21 protein-coding genes and 1 riboswitch are annotated in these 22802 nt (G+C 66.7%); of the genes, 6 read left to right on the top strand and 15 right to left on the bottom strand.

Annotation, left to right across the window (positions count from 1 at the left end):
* Positions 1 to 89 precede the first annotated feature (89 nt).
* Complete coding sequence (locus VLK31_RS27705) at positions 90 to 1262, bottom strand: isovaleryl-CoA dehydrogenase (protein ID WP_409171690.1); 1173 nt, start codon at positions 1260 to 1262, stop codon at positions 90 to 92.
* Positions 1263 to 1404: 142 nt separating this feature from the next.
* Here VLK31_RS27705 and VLK31_RS27710 point away from each other — a divergent pair, with 142 nt between their 5' ends.
* Positions 1405 to 2433, top strand: a complete 1029-nt coding sequence (locus tag VLK31_RS27710; RefSeq protein WP_409171691.1) for an AraC family transcriptional regulator — start codon at positions 1405 to 1407, stop codon at positions 2431 to 2433.
* Between the two features lie 302 nt (positions 2434 to 2735).
* On the opposite strand, the gene VLK31_RS27715 is transcribed toward VLK31_RS27710, so the two are convergent.
* The 4 genes from VLK31_RS27715 to VLK31_RS27730 form a co-directional block, all read right to left on the bottom strand.
* Positions 2736 to 3062 (bottom strand): thioredoxin family protein, encoded by a 327-nt coding sequence (locus tag VLK31_RS27715; RefSeq protein WP_409171692.1) that lies wholly within the window; start codon positions 3060 to 3062, stop codon positions 2736 to 2738.
* Positions 3063 to 3115: 53 nt separating this feature from the next.
* The gene (locus VLK31_RS27720) at positions 3116 to 3808 is read right to left on the bottom strand and encodes an HAD family hydrolase (RefSeq protein WP_409171693.1); all 693 of its coding nucleotides are present in this window, start codon (positions 3806 to 3808) and stop codon (positions 3116 to 3118) included.
* A 78-nt stretch (positions 3809 to 3886) separates the two neighbouring features.
* Positions 3887 to 5779, bottom strand: a complete 1893-nt coding sequence (gene thiC / locus VLK31_RS27725) for a phosphomethylpyrimidine synthase ThiC (protein ID WP_409171694.1) — start codon at positions 5777 to 5779, stop codon at positions 3887 to 3889.
* Between the two features lie 93 nt (positions 5780 to 5872).
* Positions 5873 to 5978, bottom strand: a riboswitch (TPP riboswitch).
* 26 nt (positions 5979 to 6004) lie between these two features.
* Positions 6005 to 6439, bottom strand: a complete 435-nt coding sequence (locus tag VLK31_RS27730; RefSeq protein ID WP_409171695.1) for a YchJ family protein — start codon at positions 6437 to 6439, stop codon at positions 6005 to 6007.
* 155 nt (positions 6440 to 6594) lie between these two features.
* On the opposite strand from VLK31_RS27730, the gene VLK31_RS27735 reads away from it, so the two are divergent.
* The gene (locus tag VLK31_RS27735) at positions 6595 to 7341 is read left to right on the top strand and encodes a response regulator transcription factor (protein ID WP_409171696.1); all 747 of its coding nucleotides are present in this window, start codon (positions 6595 to 6597) and stop codon (positions 7339 to 7341) included.
* A gap of 43 nt (positions 7342 to 7384) precedes the next feature.
* On the opposite strand, the gene iaaH is transcribed toward VLK31_RS27735, so the two are convergent.
* The 10 genes from iaaH to VLK31_RS27785 form a co-directional block, all read right to left on the bottom strand.
* On the bottom strand, positions 7385 to 8905 hold the full coding sequence (gene iaaH / locus VLK31_RS27740; RefSeq protein ID WP_409171697.1) for an indoleacetamide hydrolase: 1521 nt from the start codon (positions 8903 to 8905) through the stop codon (positions 7385 to 7387).
* A 138-nt stretch (positions 8906 to 9043) separates the two neighbouring features.
* Entirely contained in the window at positions 9044 to 9877 is an 834-nt protein-coding gene (locus VLK31_RS27745; RefSeq protein WP_409171698.1) for a metallophosphoesterase, read from the bottom strand.
* On the bottom strand, positions 9874 to 11004 hold the full coding sequence (locus VLK31_RS27750) for an acyl-CoA dehydrogenase family protein (RefSeq protein WP_409171699.1): 1131 nt from the start codon (positions 11002 to 11004) through the stop codon (positions 9874 to 9876). Before VLK31_RS27750 ends, VLK31_RS27745 begins: the two co-directional genes overlap by 4 nt.
* Before the next feature lie 37 nt (positions 11005 to 11041).
* Complete coding sequence (locus VLK31_RS27755) at positions 11042 to 12289, bottom strand: glutamate carboxypeptidase (protein WP_409171700.1); 1248 nt, start codon at positions 12287 to 12289, stop codon at positions 11042 to 11044.
* A gap of 67 nt (positions 12290 to 12356) precedes the next feature.
* Positions 12357 to 13238: a hypothetical protein gene (locus VLK31_RS27760; protein WP_409171701.1), complete on the bottom strand. Its 882-nt coding sequence runs from the start codon at positions 13236 to 13238 to the stop codon at positions 12357 to 12359.
* Positions 13239 to 13841, bottom strand: a complete 603-nt coding sequence (locus tag VLK31_RS27765) for a hypothetical protein (protein WP_409171702.1) — start codon at positions 13839 to 13841, stop codon at positions 13239 to 13241.
* Positions 13842 to 13998: 157 nt separating this feature from the next.
* Positions 13999 to 15183, bottom strand: coding sequence for an acetyl-CoA C-acyltransferase (locus VLK31_RS27770; protein ID WP_409171703.1), 1185 nt, complete (start codon positions 15181 to 15183; stop codon positions 13999 to 14001).
* A gap of 62 nt (positions 15184 to 15245) precedes the next feature.
* Positions 15246 to 17093 (bottom strand): bifunctional isocitrate dehydrogenase kinase/phosphatase, encoded by a 1848-nt coding sequence (gene aceK, locus VLK31_RS27775; protein WP_409171704.1) that lies wholly within the window; start codon positions 17091 to 17093, stop codon positions 15246 to 15248.
* Between the two features lie 41 nt (positions 17094 to 17134).
* Entirely contained in the window at positions 17135 to 17920 is a 786-nt protein-coding gene (gene can, locus VLK31_RS27780; protein WP_409171705.1) for a carbonate dehydratase, read from the bottom strand.
* A gap of 30 nt (positions 17921 to 17950) precedes the next feature.
* The gene (locus tag VLK31_RS27785; protein ID WP_409171706.1) at positions 17951 to 18415 is read right to left on the bottom strand and encodes a MerR family transcriptional regulator; all 465 of its coding nucleotides are present in this window, start codon (positions 18413 to 18415) and stop codon (positions 17951 to 17953) included.
* A 155-nt stretch (positions 18416 to 18570) separates the two neighbouring features.
* Between VLK31_RS27785 and VLK31_RS27790 the strand changes: the two genes are divergently transcribed.
* From VLK31_RS27790 to VLK31_RS27805, 4 genes are all read left to right on the top strand, one after another.
* Positions 18571 to 19629, top strand: coding sequence for an MBL fold metallo-hydrolase (locus VLK31_RS27790; protein ID WP_409171707.1), 1059 nt, complete (start codon positions 18571 to 18573; stop codon positions 19627 to 19629).
* Positions 19630 to 19682: 53 nt separating this feature from the next.
* On the top strand, positions 19683 to 21032 hold the full coding sequence (locus VLK31_RS27795; protein WP_409171708.1) for a leucine-rich repeat-containing protein kinase family protein: 1350 nt from the start codon (positions 19683 to 19685) through the stop codon (positions 21030 to 21032).
* Positions 21029 to 21949 (top strand): pseudouridine synthase, encoded by a 921-nt coding sequence (locus VLK31_RS27800; RefSeq protein ID WP_409171709.1) that lies wholly within the window; start codon positions 21029 to 21031, stop codon positions 21947 to 21949. The genes VLK31_RS27795 and VLK31_RS27800 overlap by 4 nt, the downstream gene beginning before the upstream one ends.
* A gap of 67 nt (positions 21950 to 22016) precedes the next feature.
* Positions 22017 to 22787, top strand: coding sequence for an SDR family oxidoreductase (locus VLK31_RS27805; protein ID WP_409171710.1), 771 nt, complete (start codon positions 22017 to 22019; stop codon positions 22785 to 22787).
* Positions 22788 to 22802 lie beyond the last annotated feature (15 nt).

A 22802-nucleotide genomic window follows, 5' to 3' on the forward strand; every position in this document is an offset into this window, starting at 1 on the left:
GAGGCGCGGTTCTCGACTCGATCGCTGCTGCCCTCACCCCAGCCCTCTCCCAGAGGGAGAGGGGGCAAGAGGGGGCAGCTCGCTTCATCCTAGGCGGTCTCTGCGAACAGCTCGCGCCCAATCAGCATCCGCCGAATCTCGCTCGTACCCGCGCCAATCTCATACAGCTTGGCATCGCGCCACAGCCGCTCGACCGGAAAGTCCTTCGTGTACCCCACGCCGCCCAGCGCCTGAATGGCCTCGCCAGCCATCCACGTCGCCTTCTCGGCCGAATACAGAATGGCACCGGCCGCGTCCTTGCGGAAGGTGCGCGCATGGTCGTTGCGGTCGCAGGCCTTGCCCACGGCATACACATAGGCGCGCGTGGCCTGCCAGGTCGAATACATGTCGGCCAGCTTGCCCTGCATCAGCTGGAACTCGCCGATGCTCTGGCCGAACTGCTTGCGCTCATGCACGAAGGGCAGCACCGCGTCCATGCACGCCGCCATGATGCCCAGCGGGCCACCCGACAGCACCGCGCGTTCGTAGTCGAGCCCGCTCATGAGCACCTTCGCGCCCAGGCCTTCGCCGCCCAGCACGTTTTCTTCGGGCACTTCGCAGTTGTCGAAGAACAGCGGGTAGGTGTTGGAGCCGCGCATGCCGAGCTTGTCGAGCTTGGTGCCGGCCGAGAAGCCCTTGTAGTTCTTCTCGACGATGAAGGCCGTCATGCCGCGCGCGCCCATCTCGGGCTCGGTCTTGGCGTAGATGACCAGCGTGTCGGCGTCGCCGCCGTTGGTGATCCACATCTTGCCGCCGTTGAGCACGTAGTAGCCGTTCTTCTTCTCGGCCTTGAGCTTCATGCTGACCACGTCGGAGCCGGCGTTGGGCTCGCTCATGGCCAGCGCGCCCACGTGCTCGCCGCTCACCAGCTTGGGCAGGTATTTTTTCTTCTGCGCGTCGCTGCCGTTGCGGTGGATCTGGTTCACGCACAGGTTGGAGTGCGCGCCGTACGACAGGCCCACCGAGGCCGAGGCGCGCGAGACTTCTTCCATGGCCACGATGTGGGCCAGGTAGCCCAGCTCGGTGCCGCCGAACTCTTCCTTCACCGTCATGCCGTGCAGGCCGAGCTCGCCGAGCTTTTGCCACAGGTCATGTGGGAACAGGTTGTCGCGGTCGATGTCGGCGGCGCGCGGTGCGATTTCGTTCGCGGCAAAGTCCTGGATGGCGCTGCGCAGCGAGTCGATGTCCTCGCCCAGGTCGAAGTTCAGGCCGGGATCGTGCATGTGTGTTGTCTCCTCTGAGGGGGTCGGCGCGCAGTGCTACCCGCGCTGAATGGCGCTTGAAAGAAACACAGCTTACGCCCGGGCGCGCCGCAATTGGCGCCACAATGGTTGCAAATTGCGCCACGCCCTGCCTGCCCCAGCCATGTCGTCACCCTCGTTCCTTCGACCCGCCCGCGCCGTCACGCCCATGGCCTTCGTGAGAGCCATCGTGCAGGGTTACGAGCGCTACGGCAAAGACCCTGCCGAGGCGCTGAAAGCGGCACAGATCACGCCGCGCGAACTCGCCCGGCCGGGCGCGCGGGTGACGGCCGCGCAGTTCGAGGCGCTGTCGGACCACGCCATGCAGGAGCTGGACGACGAGGCGCTCGGCTGGTTCTCACGGCGCCTGCCCTGGGGCAGCTACGGCATGCTGTGCCGCGCGTCCCTCACCGCGCCCGACCTGGGCGTGGCCATCAAGCGCTGGTGCCGGCATCACCGGTTGCTGACCGAGGACATCGGCCTGGCGTTGGAGGTGGCGGGCGGCGTGGCCACCTTGCGCATCACCGAGCACCGCCCGCTCGGCGATGCGTTCCGGGAGTTCTGTCTGGTGACCAGTCTGCGCTTCATGCACGGCTACATGTGCTGGGCGATCGACTCGCGCATTTCGTTGCGTCATGCGAGCTTTCCGTTTGCCGCGCCGCCGCACGCCGATGCCTATGCCCCGATGTTCACGCCCGACGTGAGCTTTGGCGCGGCGCAGGCGAGCATCAGTTTCGACGAGCGCTATCTGGCGTTGCCGCTTCAGCGTGACGAGCGTGCGTTGCGCACGATGCTCAAGCGTGCGTTGCCGTTGACGATCCTGCAGTACCGGCGTGACCGGTTGTTGGGGCGGCGTGTGCGCGAGTTGCTGCGTTCACGCGCCAGCGAGGCGACCACGGCGGAGGCGCTGGCCACGCTGCTCAATGTGTCTAGCCGCACGCTGCATCGGCAATTGCATGAGGAGGGAACCTCGCTGCAGGTGCTGAAGAACGAGGTGCGTCACGAGATGGCGGTCGACCAACTGCGTCGGACCACGCGGCCGATCAAGCAGGTGGCGTTGGCGGTGGGGTTTCGCAACGAGAAGAGTTTTTCACGCGCGTTCCTGCAGTGGACGGGGCATGCGCCGCGTGACTTTCGTCTGCGGGGGTTGTAGCTTGGGCGCCTTTGTTATTGGTGCCGTTGTTCAGGGCGCGTGCACAGGCCGCCGGGTACTCCCCTCCGCGAATGTCCCCCGCTTCGCTCCTCCTTTATTTCGCTGCGGGGAGCACCCGACGCCCTGTGCACCAGGGCACGCTCTGGGTGATCGCACGATCAACCAGTGCTCTGAAAACGCTCACGTCGATGGGGTGCCTTGCGCAGCGAAATAAAGGAGGAGGGGCGCAGCCCCGGGGGACATTCGCGGAGCAAGGCACTCCGTCGGCGTGAGCGTCGCCCCGAACGAACAACGGCAAAAATTCAGACCGACGCGTCAATCAAAGCCAGCGCATCAGAAATCGACTGACTGTCTTCCGGCCGCACCAGCTTCGCCACTTCCTTGCCGTCCCGCATGAACACCAGCGTGGGCCACAGGCGCACATTGAACGAACGCCCCAGCGGCCGGCCGCTGCCGTCTTCCACCTTGATGCGGCGCACATTCGGGTACTTGGCAAAGGCCTCGGCAATGTTCGGCTGCGCGGCCTTGCAGATGCCGCACCAGTTGGTGCCGAACTCGACCACGGCCGGGCCCGTGAGCGCATCGATCTCGGTGCGATCGGGCTGCTCGGTTTTGTATTCGGAAGTCATGAGGGTGCTGTTCCTGTGTGCCGTTCTGGGATGGCCGTTATTCCATCAGAAACTCAGGCCGGCTGCAGCCCGTAACCCGACAGCAACCCCGGCAATTCGGCCATGTCGCTGAACACGCGCGTCACGCCCACGCTCAACAATGGGCCAGGGCCGCTGTGGCCCGACTCGCCCGTGCTGTAGCCGAACACCGTGGCACCCGCGGCCACGCCGGCCATGGCGCCGGTGACCGTGTCCTCGACGATCGCGCAACGCTTCGGGTCCACACCCAGCGCCTCGGCCGCGGCCAGGTATACGTCGGGGTGCGGCTTGGAACGGGGCATTTCATGGCCGCTGAAAATGCGGCCCTGAAAACAGTCGAGCAGCCCGACCTTGGCCAGCTGCAATTCGACCTTGTAGCGGTCCGCGCCAGAGGCACAGGCAATGCGGCCCTTCAGCCTTGCATGAATCTCGCGGATGGCGGCCGGCGCGTTCGGAATGGCGACCAGGTCGCGCTCCAGCGCCTCGTTGCGGCGCGCCCGAAAGGCCTTGAGCCACTCGTCGGTGATCTTCACGCCGGTCTTGGCCTCGATGAGCGGGGCCTCGTCCTTCACGGCCTTGCCGGTGAAGGTGTTCATCGACTCTTCGGTGCTCAGATGCCAACCGAGCTCGCCGAGCATTTCGGCGAGCACGCGGTTGGTGATGGGTTCGGAGTCGACGAGCACGCCGTCGCAATCGAAGAGAACGGCGGCAAAGGGAAAAGGGGTCATTGCGGAGCGAAGTTTCTGGGGGTTGGCCCCATGGTAGCAACGCCCCCTCGAACGCCGCCCTTTGTCGCACTCGGTAACTCAGGCTATGGAGCGGATCGGGATGTACATCTCTGCGCCACCCGCCATGAACTCCTTCGACTTCTCCTGCATGCCCTCGGCCACGGCTGCCGCCTCGGCCACGCCCTTCTTCGCGGCGTACTCGCGCACTTCCTGCGTGATCTTCATCGAGCAGAACTTGGGGCCGCACATCGAGCAGAAGTGCGCCACCTTGCTAGAGTCCTTGGGCAGCGTCTCGTCGTGAAATTCGCGCGCGGTGTCCGGGTCCAGGCCCAGGTTGAACTGGTCCTGCCAGCGGAACTCGAAGCGTGCCTTGCTCAGCGCATCGTCGCGCGAGCGGGCGCCCGGGTGCCCCTTGGCCACGTCCGCCGCGTGCGCGGCGATCTTGTAGGCAATGATTCCCTGCTTCACGTCGTCGCGGTCGGGCAGGCCCAGGTGCTCCTTGGGCGTCACGTAGCACAGCATCGCGGTGCCGGCCCAGCCGATCATGGCCGCGCCAATGGCGCTGGAGATGTGGTCGTAGCCCGGCGCAATGTCGATGGTCAGCGGGCCGAGCGTGTAGAACGGCGCCTCGTGGCAGTGCTTGATCTGCTCGTCCATGTTGGCCTGAATCATGTGCATGGGCACATGGCCCGGGCCTTCGATCATGGTCTGCACGTCGTGCTTCCACGCGACCTTGGTGAGCTCGCCCAGCGTGCGCAGTTCGGCAAACTGCGCCTCGTCGTTGGCGTCCGCGCCCGAGCCGGGGCGCAGGCCGTCGCCCAGCGAAAAGCTCACGTCGTACGCCTTCATGATGTCGCAGATGTCCTCGAAGCGCTCGTACAGAAAGCTCTCCTTGTGGTGCGCAATGCACCACTTGGCCATGATCGAGCCGCCGCGCGACACGATGCCCGTCATGCGGTCCGCCGTGAGGTGAATGAACGGCAGGCGCACGCCGGCGTGGATGGTGAAGTAGTCGATGCCCTGCTCGGCCTGCTCGATCAGCGTGTCGCGAAAGATCTCCCAGGTCAGGTCCTCGGCCACGCCGCCCACCTTCTCCAGCGCCTGGTAGATCGGCACGGTGCCAATGGGCACCGGGCTGTTGCGCACGATCCAGTCGCGCGTGGTGTGGATGTTCTTGCCGGTCGACAGGTCCATCACGTTGTCGGCGCCCCAGCGAATGGCCCACACCAGCTTTTCGACCTCTTCCTCGATGCTCGAGGTAACGGCCGAGTTGCCGATGTTGGCGTTGATCTTCACCTTGAAGTTGCGCCCGATGGCCATCGGCTCGACCTCGGGGTGGTTGATGTTGGCCGGAATGATGGCGCGGCCGCGGGCCACCTCGTCGCGCACGAATTCGGGCGTGATGATGCGCGGAATCTGCGCGCCCATCGGGTTGCCGGCCACGCGCCTGGCGCGCTCCTCGTTGGCCAGGTACTCGGCCATCCACTCGCGCTTGCCGTTCTCGCGCAGCGCCACGTACTCCATCTCGGGCGTGACGATGCCGCGGCGGGCGTAGTGCATCTGCGTGACATTGGCGCCCGACCTGGCGCGGCGCGGCGTGCGCTGCAATGCCGACGCGGCGGCGCGCAGTTCAGCCAGGCGCTGGGCATCCTGGTCGTGATCGTGGGCGTGCTTGAGCCCTTCGTCGAGCGCCTGGTGCGAGCGGCCTTCGTAACTTTCGGTGTCGTTGCGCTCGGCGATCCATTCGGCCCGCACGCTGGGCAGGCCGCGGCGCACGTCGATCTCGACCTTGGCGTCTGTGTACGGGCCCGAGGTGTCGTAGAGCGACACGGTCTCGCCGTTGGTCAGCAGCACGTCGCGCACCGGCACGTTGAGGTCGGGCCGGCTGCCCGGAATCAGGCACTTGTGGGACGCGGGAAACGGCTCGCGCGTGAGCGAAAGCAGCGTGGTGAACTTGTCGGGGGCATTCATCGGGAGGCACTCCTTGTTGAGGAAAGGGTGCTCCGCAATCGCTCGATGGACTTCGGCAAAAGCCCGTCACAAAAGGGGGAGTGACGGACCGAAGTCAGGGAGTGCAGCTCTTCTTACGCCGGTATGACCCGGATCAAGTTCGCGGGTCGGCAGCTTTGCCATCTCAGCACACCACGTGTGTGCACCCCGGAGCGGGGCCGATTGTGCGAGCCCCGGCGCCGTGCGTCAAGCCAGGGGCAGTTGCAGGTCGCCGTCGAGGTAGAACCAGCGCTCGCCGTTGCGCACGAAGCGGCTGCGCTCGTGCAGCCGGGTGGCCGCACCCGTGGCCGCGCTGCGCTGGCGGGCGACGAACTCGACCTCGGCATGGTCCGCGTCGAGCACGGAGCGCGAGCGAATGTCCAGCCCCAGCCATTTGACGCCCGGCTCGAACTCGATGGAGGCCGGCCGCTTCGCCGGGTCCCAGGTGGCGAGCAGGTATTCGGCGCGCTCCAGCACAAAGGCCGAGTAGCGCGAACGCATCAGCGATTCGGCGTCGGGCGCGGGGGTGTGGTCGAAATCGTCGAGGTAGCGGCCGCAGCACAGGGCATAGCCGATGGGCTTGTCGCGGCGGTCGGTACGCCCGCAGGGGCAAGGTCCGGTGGTGGAATCAGTGGCGCTCATGAAGGCCTCTATTGGAACACCTCGCGGGCGCAGCGCCGCTGGGGCAACCCCGGAGCAGGCCGCACGGGCGCTCCGAGCCACCCGGGCATGCACGCTTGGCGCGGCGCTTGCTAAACGCTAGCCTTGCTCCGGCACACAGGAAAAGCGAGGCGGCGATGTACCTGACAGGCTCCGAACAGCATGCGCTGCGCGACGTTTTCACACTGCTGGCGCAAGAGCGCGGCGAACACGACGTGCGCGAGCACCTGGGCCGGGCGCTGCTCGACCTGCTGCGGGCCGACCAGTTCGCCTCCTTCGTGTGGAACGAACGCAGCAGCCGCTTCGACGGCCGCGTGGCCATCAACATGGACCCGGCCAACCTCGACCGCTACGGTGAGTGGCACCAGCACCACGACCCCATCACCTTCGTGCTGCAGTCGCGCCGCCGCGCCACGCGCGTGACCGAGGTCATGCCGCAGCGCGCGCTGATGCGCACGCCGTTCTTCAACGACTTTCTCTCGCGCGACGGGCTGCACTGGGGCATGAACCTGCACGCCTTCGAAGGCGACCGTGCGCTGGGCGACCTGCGCATCTGGCGGTGCAAGGCGCGCGGCGATTTCGGCGATCACGAGAAGGCGCTGCTCGACCTGATCGAGCCTGCGTTCGTCGGGGCGCTGCAGCGGGCGCAGCGCACGGCGGCCGCGGTGGCCGTGCCGGTGCCAGTGCCTTGCAACGCCCCGTGGAGCGCCTTGAGCACGCGCGAGCAGGAGGTTGCGCGCGCCGTGGGCGAAGGCCTGACCGACAAGGAGATCGCGCGGCGCATGGCCGTGAGCGTGCCGACGGTGCGTACCTACCTGCGGCGCATCTTCGACAAGCTCGGCATCGAACGGCGCTCGGCGCTGGCCGGGCTGGCACCGCGCTGACCGGGCGGAAGCCGCCCTCCTTTGCGCCCTTCGCGCCCTTGGCTTACTTCGCCTTGGGTGCCGGCAAGCGGCCGAGCACGCCCTCCACCGCGAGCCCGACCGCCAGCAGCTGGCGGTCGCTGCCCGCCGGGCCATCCAGCTCCAGCCCCACCGGCAAGCCGCTCGTCGCGCCCAGGCCCGAGGGCAACTGCACACCCGGAATGCCGGCGTTGCTGCCGGGGTCGGTGTTCTGGATCAACGCGCCGAAGTTCTCCGGGCTGCTGGCCTCTGGCGCGGCTACCAGGGCCACGCGCGGCACCGTCGGGAACACCAGCGCGTCGAGCCGGTTCTTCGCGAAGGTGTCGCGGTAGAGCTTCTGCAAGGCCGGCCGCGCCACGCGCATGGCGTTGTCGTAGACCGGCTTGGCGTCGACCGTGCCGTTGGCCGCGGGCAGCTTGCGCGGAATCACGAAGGCGTCGAAGGTGCCCTTGACATCCGGGCTCGCGATGCCGGCCGCGAGCTGCGCGATGTCGATGCCGGTTCGGTACTTCGCAAGGTAGGCCACCATGTCGTCGTGCGCTTCGTAGAGCGCCAGCGGAAAGCCGATGGCCCCGTTGAGTTCCATGAGCTTCGGCATCTTCACGTCCACCAGCGTGACGCCGGCTGCGCGCAGCTTGGCGAGCGCGGCGTCTGTGACGGCGCGCGTGTCCGCGTCCAGGTTGGCATAGAAGGCCGGCACCAAGCCCAGGCGCACGCGTTTCAGGTCGACTGGCTTCAGGGCCGCGCCGCCGGCGATCACACGGTCGAGCAGCGCCACGTCGGCCATCGACTGCGCCATTGGCCCGGCGGTGTCGCGTGTGTGCGAGATCGGTGCAATGCCCTGCTGCGCGTAGCGGCCCATGCTCGGGCGCAGCGACGCGCAACCGTTGAACGCGCACGGAATGCGCACCGAGCCGCCCGTGTCCGTGCCCAGTGCCGCCGGCGCCATGCGCGCACCCAGCGCCGCGCCGTTGCCCGACGACGACCCGCCCGCGATGCGGCTTGCGTCGTAGGCGTTGCGCACACCGACCTCGGGCCCGGTCTGGAACGCGGGGTTGTAGCCGGTGGCCCCGAAGGCCAGCTCGTGCATGTTCGTCTTGCCCAGAATGACCGCGCCGGCCGCGCGCAGCTTGGCGACCACGGGTGCATCGGCGGCGGGCACGAAGCCCTTGAGCGCGGGCGTGCCGGCGCTGGCGGGCAGCCCCTTGACCTGGATGTTGTCCTTGATGACCACCGGCAGGCCCGCCAGCGGCTTGCAGGCGCCACCGCGCTTGCGGTTGGCGTCGGCCGCGCGCGCGGCTTTCAGCGCACCGGCCTCGTCGAGCGTGATGAAGGCGTTCAGGTTGGGCCTGGCCTTGGCCTGCGCGAGGTAGGCCGTGACCAGCTGTTCGCTGGTGACGGTGCCGGCGCACAGCTGCTGCACGGCATCGCTCGCGGTGAGCGTGGCGATGTCCGGCGCGGCGGCGGGCTGGGCCTGCGCGGCAAGGCCGATGGCACCCCACAGCAGGGTCAGCGAAAAGGGAACGGGCTTGAAGAAACTCGACATGGCAAAGACCTCCGACAAAGAGACCGCCATGCTGCGCCGCCGGCGCCAGCCTGTCTGTCATCGAAACCGATGACACGGCCGCACCGCGCCACTAGCGCGCCACTACCGAGGCGCTACGGGGGCGCTACGTGAACAGCGCTACTGGAACATCACCCACTCCGGCCGCATGTTGAAGCGCACCGGGAGAATGCTCACGCCCAGGCCGCTGGTCACGTACATGCGCTTGCCCTTGTGCGCGATCCAGCCATAGGCCCACTCGCGCGGTGCGGCGCCCGGCACCACCAGCGCGCCGTAGCCCGGCACGCGAATCTGACCGCCGTGCGTGTGTGCGGCGACCACCAGACCCTGCGTGCGCGGCATGGTCGCGAAGCTGAAGGGGTCATGCATCATGATCAGCGTGGCCGCGCCCTGCGGCACGCCGGCCAGCGCCTTGTCGGGCTGCGAATGGCCCGTGGAGTGGTCGCCGATGCCGACCACCCAGAGCGCGTGGCCGGGCAGCCGCACCGCGTCGTTCTCCAGCACATGAATGCCCTGCGCCAACAGCGCCTTGGCCGTGCGTGGGCCGTCATGCCACCAGTCGTGATTGCCCAGCACCGCATACACGCCCTGCGGCGCCTTCAGCCGACCGAGCACGGCGGCCATGTCCTCGATGGACAGCGCTTCGTCGTCGCCCGAGCCCGCCAGAAAGTCGCCCGGCAGCAGGATCACGTCGGGTTGCGCGGCATTGATGTCGTCGACGATGCGTGCGGCGCGGTCGGTGCTGGTCACGCGCCACAGCGAGCGCGTGCTCAGGTGCCAGTCCCCTGCCATCGCCACCTTGAGGCCGGGCGGCGCCTGCCACTGTGCATGGCTCAGCGGCTCGACGCGCGACGCCACCCAGCGCGGTTCTACAACGACCGTCCAGACGGCCAATGCCAGCAACAGAACCACCGCTGCCAGCCGTATCACCGGCACGCGGCGGCGCGCGCTCACGCCAGTGCGCGCTGGATCAACAGCTTCTGAATGTCCGACGTGCCTTCGTAGATCTGGCACACACGCACGTCGCGGTAAATGCGCTCCAGCGGAAAGTCGTTCACGTAGCCGTAGCCGCCCAGTGTCTGGATGGCCGCGCTGCACACGCGCTCGGCCATCTCGCTGGCGAACAGCTTGGCCATGGCGGCTTCCTTCAGGCACGGCCGGCCGGCGTCGCGCAGGCTCGCGGCATGCCAGATCAGCTGGCGCGCGGCCTCGAGTTGCGTCGCGCATTCGGCCAGGCGAAAGCCCACGGCCTGCTGCTCGAAGATGGCGCCGCCGAAAGCCTGGCGCTCCTTGGCATAGGCCAGCGCCACATCGAAGGCGCTGCGCGCCATGCCCACGCTCTGCGCGGCGATGCCGATGCGCCCGCCTTCGAGCGCGCCCAGGGCGATCTTGTAGCCCTCGCCTTCCGCGCCGATGAGGTTCTCGCGCGGAATGCGGCAGCCGTCGAAGTTGATCTGCGCGGTGTCGCTGCTGTGCTGGCCCAGCTTGTCTTCCAGCCGCGCCACGTTGTAGCCGGGCGCGTCGGTCGGCACGATGAACGCGCTCATGCCGCGCTTGCCCGCGCCCTTGTCGGTCACCGCGATGACGATGGCCACCTGGCCGTTCTTGCCGCTGGTGATGAACTGCTTCACGCCGTCGATCACATAGCCGTCGCCGTCCTTGCGCGCCATGGTGCGCAGGCTCGATGCGTCGCTGCCGGCCTGCGGCTCGGTGAGGCAGAAGGCGCCGAGCATCTGCCCCTGCGCCAGCGGCTCCAGCCATTGCTTCTTCTGCTGCGGGTTGCCGTAGCGCATGAGGATGGCGTTGACCGGGCAGTTGGTCACGCTGATGGCGGTGCTGGTGCCGCCGTCGCCGGCCGCAATTTCTTCCAGCACCAGCGCCAGCGTGAGGTAGTCGAGGCCGGCGCCGCCATGCTCTTCCGGCACGCAGATGCCATAGGCGCCCAGCGCCGCAAGGCCCCGGTGCACTTCCTTGGGAAAGCTGTGCTCGCGGTCCCACGCGGGGGCGTGGGGCCAGAGTTCGGCTTGTGCAAAGTCGCGCACCGCGTCGCGGATGGCTTCCTGGTCGGGGCTGAGCAGCATGGCGTTGTCTCCTGTCTTTTTTCTGAATCGCGGCGGGTTACTTGCCGGCGCCCAAATCCATGATCAAGCGCGCAGCCATGTACAGGCGGCGCGGAATGGCGCTGATGTCCACGTACTCGGCCTTGTCGCTGTGGTAGCCGAAGCCGGGCAGGCCCAGGCTTTCGATGACTGGCTTGCCCGACAGCGCCGCGTAGGCCGCGTCGGTGCCGCCGCCGGTGCGCTCTTCCACGCCCAGGGTGCCGCCGGCTTCCTTGTAGAAGCCCACGGCCTTGTCGACCAGCTTCTTGCCGCCTTCACCCGCGTTGAAGGCCGGGCGGCCGCGCGTGACGAGCACCTTGACGTCGGCCTCGGGCAGCTTCTTTTGCTGCGCGCGTTCTTCCAGCGTCTTCATGGCGGCATCGAAGTCTTCGTTGCGCGCGTAGCGCACGTCGGCGTTCAGCGTGGCGCTGGCCGGGATGATGTTGGACACGTTGCCGGCCTTGGCAATGGTCCAGTTGAAGCGCAGGTTCTTCGCCTTGTCGTCGATGTTCATGGTGCGCAGCACCAGGTCGGAGGCCTCGACCAGCGCGTTCACGCCCAGCTCCGGCGCGGCGCCCGCATGCGAGGCCTTGCCGGTGATGTTGACCTGCACGTAGGCAATGCCCGAGGTGCCCAGCGAGAGCTTTTCGTCGCCGGCGCCGGTGGGCTCGAACGAGAGCACGTAGTCGGCCAGCTTGGCCTCTTCCTGGATCAGGTCGCGCGAGCCAAAGGAGCCTTTTTCTTCGTCGGTGTTGAACAGCACGGTGATGGTGCCGTAGTCGCGCACGCCGTAGTCCTTCAGCAGCTTGAGCGTGTGCAGGACGACGGCGTTGCCGCCCTTGTCGTCGGCGATGCCGGGGCCGTAGGCCTTGTCGCCCTCGACCTTGAACGGCGCCTTGGCGAGCGTGCCCTTCAGGTACACGGTGTCCATGTGCGAGAGCAGCAGCAGGTTCTTGCCGCCGCGGCCCTTGAGCTTGCCCACGATGTTGTCGCCCACCACGATGCCGGCCGACTTGCTGCGCGTGACGGTGAAGCCCAGGCTCTTGAGCTCGCCTTCGAGGTAGGTGCCGGCGGCGGCAATGCCTTCGGCGTCACCGGTGCCGGTCTCGATGTTGACGAGCTTCTCCAGCGTCTTGATCACCGCGGGCTGCTCGTCGGTGGCGGCCTGGAACAGCACGTTGTCGCGCTTTTGGGCCCAGGCGGCGGGTGCCAGAAAAGCCAGGGCGATCAGTGCGGCGAGGGTGTTGCGGGGAATGGCCGAATGCATGAAAGAGGTCTCCAGGAAGGGGGCGAAACTCCCATTCTAGGCATCGACCCTTCCTGCGCCGAAGCGCTCAGCGCGTGCTCAGATCCACACACGCCTGCAGCGTGAAGCGCGTGCGTTCGAGCCGGTCTGCAAGGCCTGCCAGCGCCACGGAAGCGGTGCGTTGCGCATCGCTGCGCAGCAGCACAAGCATGCGCTGCGGCCCGTCGGCCATGCGCGACTGCGCATCGATCGACTGCCAGCAATAGATGCGTGCAAGGTCGGCGGGGTCGCTCGACCATCGGCTCTGGAAATACGTCGTCAACCCGTCCACGTCGTGGGCGTATCCCGCGCGGCGGGCCGCCAGCTCCAGCGCCAGGCCGCGCTGCGTGTCCTTGGGCCAGCCCTCACGGCCCAGCAGCAGCCGGCGCCCCAGTTGCAACTGGCACTCCGCATGGCCGCGCTCGGCGCCGCGCTGCAGCCATTGCCTGGCCAGTTCGACATGCGCAGGCGCCAGGCGTGCGCGCCGGGCTTGGGCGACCAGTCCGCTCATGAGGCACATGGCGCCGGCATCGCCTTGCTCGGCGAGCACCTGCAGCCGGCGCATCGGGGCGTCCAGCGGATAGACGAAGCCGCCGTCGGGCTGGAGTACCTGCAAGGCGATGTGCGCCAGCTCGAAGCCGTCGTGCGACATCTGGCGCCATCGTCTTTCACGCCGGCCGACGCCTGCAGCGCTCGGATAGCGGCGGCTGGGGCGGCTCCATTGCGACAGCTCGCTGAAAAGCTCCTGCTCGTAGGCGGCCCGCCGCTCGGCGCTCAATGCGCCGGCGTGCTGCACGTCGAAATGGCCCATTCCGCGGCGCGGCAGGTATTCGCGCGCCGACTCGTACAACAGCAAGACGCAAGCGGTGAAAAGAATGGCCCCGGCGCACAGCGCGGGCCAGGGGAACGGGCCGCGCCAAGGCATTGCCATTCAACGGACCGCCGTAACGATGTCCACGGCCGCAGGGCACGCCCCGGCGGGCTCCCGCCATCCGAGGACGGTGCGTTGCGTGGCGTCGTGCGCCAGCTCGTACCCATGGTCGTAGAACCCGGGCTCGCCCACCATGCGCATGCGGGGCTGCACCCGCCGGCCGATCAGCCGCTGCGTGCGCGCGGAATCGCTGCCGCAAAACTGCCCGCCGGCCACCCGCAACTGGAGCTTGCAGACGGTGAGTTCGCTCGACTGGAATTTTGAATAATTCCCGGAAAGCAATTGATTTGGCGAATTTCCAATGGAAGAAAAATTCCCATTGAATTCGCGATTGCGTGAATTTCCGTCAATTTGAACGGAAAGCTCATTTTCTATGTGTGCGGGGTTGCACAATGCAACGGCACCCTTGCGGCTCAATGCCGTCAATTTCAACAGCAGATCGTCGCCCTTTGCTTCCGGCAAATCTGCAAATACAAATGCAATTACCAGAAAAGCCGCCGCCACCGGAAATTTGAAGGCGTCGAACCACCTTTTGAGATATTTTCCTGCCGCCTGCCGAGGCGCACCGGTGGCCACGCGGGCCGCATTTGTTTGCTCACTCATTCCATTCCTCTGAATTCCAATTCGCGTCCGCCGGCGTTTGACTTTAACGGCGGCGGGCGCGGAATGGTATCAGCAGGGTTGGAGTGGGGAAATCAATCTACACAATAAAGACAATTCAAAACATTAATTGATGAATTAAAGGTTAATTAATGTTGATTCAAATCAATTCAAGTGCCACCGCGGTGCCTTCGCCCCCGCCGATGCACAGCGTGGCCACGCCGCGCTTCTTGCCGCGCGCCTTCAGCGCATGGATCAGCGTGACCATGATGCGTGCGCCGCTCGCGCCGATCGGGTGGCCCAGCGCGCAGGCGCCGCCGTGCACGTTGACGATCTCATGCGACACGTCCAGCTCGTGCATCAGCGCCATCGGCACCACGGCAAAGGCTTCGTTCACCTCCCACAGGTCGACGTCCTTCACCGTCCAGCCGGTCTTCTTGAACAGCTTGGCGACGGCGCCCACGGGCGCGGTGGAAAACCACTCGGGCTGCTGCGCGTGCGTGGCGTGGCCGACGATGCGGGCGATGGGCCTGGCGCCGATCTTCTTCGCGTGCGACTCGGTCATCATGACCAGCGCGGCGGCGCCGTCGTTGATCGACGAGCTCGACGCGGCGGTGATGGTGCCGTTCTCTTTCTTGAACGCGGGCCTGAGCGTGGGGATCTTGTCGAGCTTGACCTTGCCCGGGCCTTCGTCGATGGAGATCACCGTGTCGCCGCCGCGGCCCTTCACCGTGACGGGCACGATCTCGTCCTTGAACAGGCCCGTGTCGGTCGCCTTCTTGGCGCGTTCCACGCTGGCGATGGCAAACGCGTCCTGCTGCTCGCGCGTGAACTTGTACTTGGCCGCGCAGTCTTCGCCGAAGGTGCCCATCGAGCGGCCCGGCTGGTAGGCGTCTTCCAGGCCGTCGAGCATCATGTGGTCGAAGATGCGGTCGTGGCCCATGCGGTAGCCGCCACGCCCCTTGAGCATGAGGTAGGGCGCGTTGGTCATGCTTTCCATGCCGCCGGCCACCATCACGTCGTGCGTGCCGGCCAGCAGCATGTCGTAAGACAGCATCGCGGCCTTCATGGCCGAGCCGCACATCTTGCTGAGCGTGACCGCCCCCGCGCTGTCGGGCAGGCCGCCCTTGTAGGCCGCCTGGCGCGCCGGCGCTTGGCCCTGGCCGGCCATCAGGCAGTTGCCGAACAGCACTTCGCCCACGCTGTCGGGCGCAATGCCCGCGCGCTCCATGGCGGCCTTGATGGCGGCGCCGCCCAGGTCGTGCGCGCTGAGCGAAGAAAAGTCGCCCTGGAAGCTGCCCATGGGGGTGCGGGCCAGGCCGACGATGACGATGGATTCGGACATGTGGAGGTCTCCTTCAGTAATGTGGAAGCGAAGCGAAAACAGACAAACAAAAAAACAAACGCTCAGAAGTGCGGTGCGTGCCCCTGGGGCCCGGCATTCGCCTCGTGCCCCTCGTGGGCAAAGCGCTGCGACTCTTCGTACGGAAACACATCGAGCATCTGCCCGGCCTGGATGCGTTCCTTGTGGTGCTGCCAGAAGGCCGCGTCGAGCAGGTCGGCGTGGTGCGCCATGAAGGCGGCGCGCACATCGGGGTTGCCCAGCAGAAAGGGCTCGAAGGTCTCGGGGAACACGTCTTTCGGGCCCACCGCGTACCAGATTTCGCCGCTCATTTCTTCTTCTTCGTTGCGCGGCGTGGGCACCTTGCGAAACTTGCAGTCGGTGACGTATTCGATCTCGTCGTAGTCGTAGAACACCACCTTGCCGCCGCGCGTGACGCCAAAGTTCTTCCACAGCATGTCGCCCGGAAAGATGTTGGCCGCCACCATGTCCTTGATGGCGTTGCCGTACTCGACCACCGCATGCTCCAGCTGGTCTTTCGCGCGTTGGGCATGCGCCGGGCTCTCGGGGTGCGCCAGCGTGTCGAAGGCCTCCTGCAGGTAGATGTTCAGCGGGATCATGCGGCGCTCGATGTAGACGTGCTTGAGCACCACCTCCATCTCCCCGTTGCCGTCGCGGTCGCCAATTTCGAGCTGGCTGGGCGCAAACTTCTGAATCTCTTCGATCAACCCCGGCTCGAAGCGGTCGAGCGGAAAACCCACGTCGCTGTACTCCAGCGTGTCGGCCATGCGGCCCACGCGGTCGTGCTGCTTCACGAGCATGTACTTGCCCTTGATCTGCTCGCGCGTGGTGTCCTTCTGCGGCGGATAGAAGTCCTTGATGAGCTTGAACACGAACGGAAACGACGGCAGGTCGAACACCAGCATCACCATGCCCTTGATGCCGGGCGCAATGCGAAAGCGGTCGCTCGAATAGTTCAGGTGCGACAGAAAGTCGCGGTAGAAAAGCGTCTTGCCCTGCTTGGCCAGGCCCAGCGCGTTGTAGATCTCGGCGCGCGGCTTGCGCGGCATGAGCGAGCGCAAAAATTGCACCCACGCCGAGGGCACTTCCATGTCGACCATGAAGTAGGCGCGCGCAAAGCTGAACAGCATCTGCAGGTCGTCTTCGCCGAACAGCGCCGCGTCAACGTAGAACCTGCCGTGGCTGTCGTGCAGGATCGGCAGCGAGAACGGAATTTCGACGAAGCCGTTCATGATCTTGCCGACCACGTAGGCGCCCTTGTTGCGAAAGAACAGCCCTGAGAGCACCTGCAGCTGAAAGTTGGCGCGCAGCTTGACCTGGTGGAATCGGCTCAGAATGACCTGCGCCACGCGCTGCGCGTCGCGCTGCTTGTCGGCAAAGCCGCCCAGCAGCGCGAAGTCGTCGAGCATCTGCTCCACGGTGCCGGCCAGCGTTGCAGCCGCGGGGTAGTAGGCACGGTAGGTGGGCGCGCCGCGCGGCTCGATGTACTCGGTGCTGATGGCCGGGCGCACGAAGATGAAGTCGTTCTGAAAGTACGCGCGGTGCAGGATCTTGGTGGTCACCGAGTTGAAGAAGCTCTCGGCCAGCTCGGGCTGGTGGTGGTCCACCAGCAGGCCGATGTAGTGCAGCTTGACCTGGTGCCACACATCCATGGGCTGCTCGCCGGCCTTGAACTCTTTCTCGAGCCGGGCCACGGCCTCGCTCACGCGCAGGTCGTAGAACTCGATGCGCTCGCGCTGGGCGCGCCGCTGGCCGTGCCAGTCAGCGGTTTCGAAGCGGTGCTTGGCCCGCGCCGACTCCGCGCGAAACAACCGGTAGTGGCGGTTGAAGCCGTCCATCATCGCCTTCGCGATGTCATAGGCCAGCGGCGAGTCGAGGCGCTGCGGGAACATGAAGGAACGGGCTGCGAAAGACCGTGTGCAGCGCCGGCCGCTCAGGCCGCGGCAGGACCGGCGGCGTCGGAGGCATCGGCCTCGGGCTGCGGCGACATGGCCTGCGCCTCCTGCACGGCCTGGTTCACCTGCGCGCCCTGCGTGGTCAGCGACTGCATCACTTCGCCGGGCTTGCTCCACTTGTAGCGGATGCGCTGCACGGCGGCCTTGTAGACCGCGTCCAGCGGCTTGGCACCGTCGACGCTCAGGCCCAGGTCCTGCAGCAGGCCGTCGTGCACGCCGAAGGTCCAGCCATGGATCTTGACCTTCTGGCCGCGCGCCCAGGCGTCGACCATCACCGTGCTGACGGCCACGTTGACCACCTGCTCGGCCACGTTGAGTTCGCACAGGGCGTCGACACGGGCTTCTTCGGGCAGGCTTTCGAGCATGACGTGGTGGCGGTCGCGCACGTCCTGAATGTGGCGGATCCAGTTGTCGGCCAGGCCGATGCGCTTGCCGCTGAGCGCGGCCTTGACGCCGGCGCAGCCGTAGTGGCCCACCACCATGATGTGCTCTACCTTCAGGTGCTCCACCGCGAACTGGATCGCCGAGAGCGCGTTCAGGTCGGAGTGCACCACGATGTTGGCCACGTTGCGGTGCACGAACACCTCGCCGGGCTCGAGGCCGGTGATCTGGTTGGCGGGCACGCGGCTGTCGGAGCAGCCGATCCACATGTAGCGCGGCGTTTGCTGCTTGACCAGGCTGGTGAAGAAACCAGGCCGGTCTCGTTCCATTTGTGCGGACCAGGCACGGTTGTGGGCAAAGAGGTCTTCGAGGTTGTCGGACATAGTGGCTCTATTGTCGATGAGGCGGGTGTTTCAGGCCTTGGCTTCGGCAGACTTCGGGCCGTTGGCCGGTTTCGCAGGCTTGGCAGCCTTGGTCACCTTGCTTGCCTTGCTCAGGTTTTGCGCCTTGACCAGCGTGGCGCGCCCTTTTTTCTCGTGGGCGCGCACTTCCGCGAGGTTGGCCTGCAGCTCGGTCAGTTGCGCCTCCAGCTGCGCCCGGTGGGTGCCCAGCACGCCAAGAAATTTTTCCAGCTGCGGCACCGTGTCGCGCGGGCTGTCGTACATGTCCAGGATGTCCTTGGCCTCCGTCAGGCTCAGGCCCAGGCGCTTGGCGCGCAGGGTGAGCGTGAGCCGCGCCCGGTCGCGCGCGCTGTACACGCGCTGCAGGCCGACGCGCTCGGGCGTGAGCAGGCCCATGTCCTCGTAGAAGCGGATGGCCCGCGTCGTGAGGTCGAACTCCTTGGCGAGCTGGCTGATGGTGAAGGTGGCGGCGGGCATGAACGAAGGGGACGTCGGTGACTGCGGCAAAAAAGGCGGCAAAGCAGCGGCAAAACGGCAGCGAGAGGGGCGTTGCGCGGGCGACAGCAGCTTTGCGCCGCGGTCCCTACAATGGTGCCATCAACCCATGACGTTTACGTAAACGTCAATCTTACATGAACCTCCTCGAACGCGAACTCCACTACCCCCTGGGCGACACGCTGCCCCAGCCCGGCGAAGCGATGGAAGTGGCGCCCGGTGTGCGCTGGATCCGCATGCGGCTGCCCTTTGCGCTGGACCACATCAACCTCTGGCTGCTGCGCGACACCATTGACGGCGTGGCGGGCTGGACGGTGGTCGACTGCTGCATCGCGCACGACGAGTCGCGTGCGCAGTGGGAGCAGATCTTCGAGACGCAGCTGCAGGGCCTGCCCATCCTGCGCGTCATCGTCACCCACATGCACCCCGACCACATCGGCCTGGCCCACTGGCTGTGCCAGCGCTGGAAGGTGCCGATGTGGATCAGCTCCACCGACTACCACGTGGCCCGCGTGCTCACCACCGGCAGCGACACGCTCGCGGGCGGCGAGCAGGCCGCCAATTTCTTCGCCTCGCACGGCCTGACCAACCCCGAGGCCATTGCCAAGATCCGCGCGCGCACCAACTACTACGCGGACATGGTGCCCTCGGTGCCCGACAGCTTCGTGCGAATGCTGGACGGCGACACCGTCACCATCGACGGCCACGCCTGGCGCTGCATCAGCGGCTACGGCCACGCGCCCGAGCACATTGCGCTGTACTGCGACGAACAAAAGCTGCTGCTGGGCGGCGACATGATGCTGCCGCGCATTTCCACCAACGTGAGCGTGCACGCGGGCGAGCCCGAGGCGAACTCGCTGCGCCTGTTTCTGGACAGCATCGACAAGTTCAAGGCGCTGCCGGCCGACACGCTGGGCCTGCCGTCGCACGGCAAGCCCTTCACCGGCATCCACCGCCGCGTCGAGCAGTTGCAGGAGCACCACCGCGACCGCCTGGCCGAGTTGCTCGAAGCCTGCCTGACCAACCCCATGACCGCGGCCGAAGGCCTGCCCATTCTGTTCAAGCGCGAGCTCGACCTGCACCAGATGACCTTTGCAATGGGCGAGTCCGTGGCCCACCTGCACCTGCTGTGGTTCGCGGGCCAGGTGAAGCGCGAGCTGGGGAAAGACGGCGTCTATCGCTTCGGTGCCAAGTAAGGCGCCAAGCAAGGCGCAGCTCGAGGACATTCGGGGCCCTTTAGACTCGCCGCATGAACACGCTGGCTGAGCTGCGCGCGGGCCGGCTGGCAGGCGCCAAACGAATCGATCTCTCGTGCGGACTCACCGAGTTTCCGCGTGAGGTGTTCGAGCTTGCAGATTCGCTCGAAACGCTGAACCTGTCGGGCAATGCGCTGCACACGCTGCCCGACGATCTGCACCGGCTGCACCGTTTGCGCGTGCTGTTCTGCTCCGACAACCGCTTCACCACGCTGCCCGAATCCATCGGCCGGTGCAGCCAGCTCGACATCGTCGGCTTCAAGGCCAACCAGATCCACACCGTGCCGGCCGCCGCGCTGCCACCGTCGCTGCGCTGGCTGATCCTCACCGACAACCAGATCGAAGAGTTGCCCGACACGCTCGGCCACTGCACCCGCATGCAGAAGCTGATGCTCGCGGGCAATCGGCTGCGTGCGCTGCCGGCCTCGATGGCCGCGCTCCAAGGCCTCGAGCTGCTGCGCATTTCGGCCAACCGCTTCCACACGCTGCCAGCGTGGCTGCTTTCGCTGCCGCGCCTTTCGTGGCTTGCCTGCGCGGGCAACCCGTTCGACACGCAGGCCGAAGACGCGGCCATGGCCGCGCGGTCGGTGCCGCACACCGACTGGCGCGAACTCACGCTGGGCAAGAAGCTCGGCGAAGGCGCATCGGGCGTGATCCACCAGGCCACGCTGGGCACGTCGCGGCAGGTGGCGGTCAAGCTCTTCAAGGGCGCCGTCACCAGCGACGGCTGGCCGCACAGCGAAATGGCCGCGTGCATTGCGGCGGGCACGCACCCCACGCTCATCACCGCGCAGAGCCGCATCGACGGCCACCCTGACGGCGTGCAAGGCCTGGTGATGGGCCTGGTCGACCCGGCGTTCGTCACGCTTGCGGGGCCACCAAGCCTGGCCTCGTGCACGCGCGACGTGTATGCGGAAGACGCGCGCTGGACGTGCAGCGTGGCCCTGCGCATCGCGCGCGACATCGCCTCGGCCATGCAGCACCTGCATGCGCGCGGCATGCTCCACGGCGACCTTTATGCGCACAACATCCTGTGGCACGCGCAACGCGGTGGCCGGCTCGGCGACTTCGGCGCGGCATGGATGACCGGCGCGCTCGACGCGGCGCAGGCACACGCCTTCGAGCGGCTGGAGATGCGCGCCTTCGGCTGCCTGCTGCAAGAGCTGCTCGAACGCTGCACCGACGCGGCGCCCGCCTCGGTGGCAACGCTGAAAGACCGCTGCCTGCAGCCCGACGTGGCCGCACGGCCTTCGTTCGCCGAAGCGCTGCAGATGTTGCAGCAGGCCTCTTCGTCCTCATCGTCTTTTTCGTCTTCTTCGTCCTCGTCATCGGTCTCGCCATGACGCGACGCAAGCCGCCGCAGTTGCCCCTGCCCACGCGCGACGGCGTCGGCCCGAGCTGCGTCGGCCTCTCGGCCGGCCCCTGGCCCACCATCGCCGAATTTTTGATCGAGCGCTTTCCCGCCATCACGCGCGCGGCCTGGACCGCGCGCATCGAGGCGAACGACGTCATCGACGAGCACGGCGTGCCCGTGACCCTGGCGCGCCGCTACCAGTCGCCGCTGCGCGTGTACTACTACCGCACGCTCGAGGCCGAGGCGCACATTCCTTTCGAAGAGCAGATCCTGTTCCAGGACGACGAACTGCTGGTGGTCGACAAGCCCCCCTTCGTGCCCGTGACGCCCACCGGCAAATACCTGCAGCAGAGCCTGCTGGTGCGCCTGAAACGCAAGCTGGGGCTGGACGACCTGGTGCCGATGCACCGCATCGACCGCAGCACCTCGGGGCTGGTGCTGTTCTCGGTGCGGGCCGCCACGCGCGGCGCCTACCAGGCGATGTTTCCGGAGCGGCGCATCGACAAGCACTACGAGGCGGTCGTGCCCTGGCAGGAGGGCGTGTCGTCGGTGCCCGAAACCTACCGCAGCCGCCTGGTCGACGACGACCACTTCATGCGGGTGCGCGAAGTACCGGGCGAGCCCAACTCCGAGACCCACATTGCCGTGCAGGAAGTGCGCGACGGCCATGCCCTGCTGAAGCTCTCGCCCGTTACCGGGCGCAAGCACCAGCTGCGCGTGCATTGCCAGGCGCTGGGCATGCCGATAGTGAACGACCCGATCTACCCCGTGCTGCTGCCCGAGGGCGCGGACGACTTCGACAAGCCGCTGCAGCTGCTGGCCAAGTCGCTGTCGTTCATCGATCCGCTCACGGGCGAGCGGCGCAGCTTCACCAGCCCCCGGCAACTGCTGCTGACACCGAGGTGACGCGTGCGCGGCGGTGCCCGCACTAAGCTCGTTTGCTGAAAACATTCATTCAGGAGACACCGGCACCATGGACACCACCCAACTCTTTTCGCTGAAGGGCCGCACCGCCTTGATCACCGGCGGCTCGCGCGGCATCGGCCGCATGATTGCCGAGGGCTACCTGGCCCAGGGCGCGCGCGTGTACATCTCGGCGCGCAAGGCCGCGGCCTGCGACCAGACGGCGAAGGAGCTGTCAGCCCTGGGGCACTGCGTGTCGCTGCCGGCGGACGTGTCGACGCTGGAAGGCGCGCAGGCGCTGGTTGCGGCCTATGCAAAGCATGAAGACTCGCTCGGCATTCTGGTGAACAACGCCGGCGCGGCCTGGGGCGCGCCGTATGAAGAGTTTCCGGAAAGCGGCTGGGACAAGGTGGTCGACCTGAACCTGAAGACACCGTTCTTCCTCACGCAGGCGCTCACGCCGATGCTGAAGAAGGCCGCCACGGACCATCTGTCGAAGGTGATCAACATCGCGTCGATCGACGGCATTTCGGTGAACCCGCAAGAGACCTACTCGTACGCGGCAAGCAAGGCGGGCCTGATTCAGCTGACGCGCCGCATGGCGCTGCGCCTGGCGCAGGACCGCATCGTGGTGAGCGCCATTGCCCCTGGTGCATTCGCCTCGGACATGAACAAGGACGCGCGCGACCACGGTGACGTGGTGAAAGACCGCATTCCGGCCGGGCGCATCGGCACGCCGGAAGACATGGCGGGCGCGGCCATCTTCCTGGCCTCGCGCGCGGGCGACTATGTGATGGGGTCCACGCTGGTGGTGGACGGCGGCGTGACGCACGCGCGCTGATTTGGCTTGACCGCG

The organism is Variovorax sp. H27-G14 (assembly GCF_046156345.1).
GTDB lineage: Bacteria > Pseudomonadota > Gammaproteobacteria > Burkholderiales > Burkholderiaceae_C > Variovorax.

Excerpts from the sequence above, each read along its gene's own strand:
- VLK31_RS27720 (WP_409171693.1), bottom strand. The coding sequence starts at position 3,808 with ATGACCCCTTTTCCCTTTGCCGCCGTTCTCTTCGATTGCGACGGCGTG.
- aceK (WP_409171704.1), bottom strand. The coding sequence starts at position 17,093 with ATGTTCCCGCAGCGCCTCGACTCGCCGCTGGCCTATGACATCGCGAAG.
- VLK31_RS27765 (WP_409171702.1), bottom strand. The coding sequence starts at position 13,841 with ATGAGTGAGCAAACAAATGCGGCCCGCGTGGCCACCGGTGCGCCTCGG.
- VLK31_RS27790 (WP_409171707.1), top strand. The coding sequence starts at position 18,571 with ATGAACCTCCTCGAACGCGAACTCCACTACCCCCTGGGCGACACGCTG.
- VLK31_RS27735 (WP_409171696.1), top strand. The coding sequence starts at position 6,595 with ATGTACCTGACAGGCTCCGAACAGCATGCGCTGCGCGACGTTTTCACA.
- VLK31_RS27710 (WP_409171691.1), top strand. The coding sequence starts at position 1,405 with ATGTCGTCACCCTCGTTCCTTCGACCCGCCCGCGCCGTCACGCCCATG.
- VLK31_RS27730 (WP_409171695.1), bottom strand. The coding sequence starts at position 6,439 with ATGAGCGCCACTGATTCCACCACCGGACCTTGCCCCTGCGGGCGTACC.
- thiC (WP_409171694.1), bottom strand. The coding sequence starts at position 5,779 with ATGAATGCCCCCGACAAGTTCACCACGCTGCTTTCGCTCACGCGCGAG.
- VLK31_RS27795 (WP_409171708.1), top strand. The coding sequence starts at position 19,683 with ATGAACACGCTGGCTGAGCTGCGCGCGGGCCGGCTGGCAGGCGCCAAA.
- VLK31_RS27805 (WP_409171710.1), top strand. The coding sequence starts at position 22,017 with ATGGACACCACCCAACTCTTTTCGCTGAAGGGCCGCACCGCCTTGATC.
- VLK31_RS27760 (WP_409171701.1), bottom strand. The coding sequence starts at position 13,238 with ATGGCAATGCCTTGGCGCGGCCCGTTCCCCTGGCCCGCGCTGTGCGCC.
- VLK31_RS27800 (WP_409171709.1), top strand. The coding sequence starts at position 21,029 with ATGACGCGACGCAAGCCGCCGCAGTTGCCCCTGCCCACGCGCGACGGC.
- iaaH (WP_409171697.1), bottom strand. The coding sequence starts at position 8,905 with ATGTCGAGTTTCTTCAAGCCCGTTCCCTTTTCGCTGACCCTGCTGTGG.
- VLK31_RS27715 (WP_409171692.1), bottom strand. The coding sequence starts at position 3,062 with ATGACTTCCGAATACAAAACCGAGCAGCCCGATCGCACCGAGATCGAT.
- can (WP_409171705.1), bottom strand. The coding sequence starts at position 17,920 with ATGTCCGACAACCTCGAAGACCTCTTTGCCCACAACCGTGCCTGGTCC.
- VLK31_RS27785 (WP_409171706.1), bottom strand. The coding sequence starts at position 18,415 with ATGCCCGCCGCCACCTTCACCATCAGCCAGCTCGCCAAGGAGTTCGAC.
- VLK31_RS27705 (WP_409171690.1), bottom strand. The coding sequence starts at position 1,262 with ATGCACGATCCCGGCCTGAACTTCGACCTGGGCGAGGACATCGACTCG.
- VLK31_RS27750 (WP_409171699.1), bottom strand. The coding sequence starts at position 11,004 with ATGCTGCTCAGCCCCGACCAGGAAGCCATCCGCGACGCGGTGCGCGAC.
- VLK31_RS27770 (WP_409171703.1), bottom strand. The coding sequence starts at position 15,183 with ATGTCCGAATCCATCGTCATCGTCGGCCTGGCCCGCACCCCCATGGGC.
- VLK31_RS27755 (WP_409171700.1), bottom strand. The coding sequence starts at position 12,289 with ATGCATTCGGCCATTCCCCGCAACACCCTCGCCGCACTGATCGCCCTG.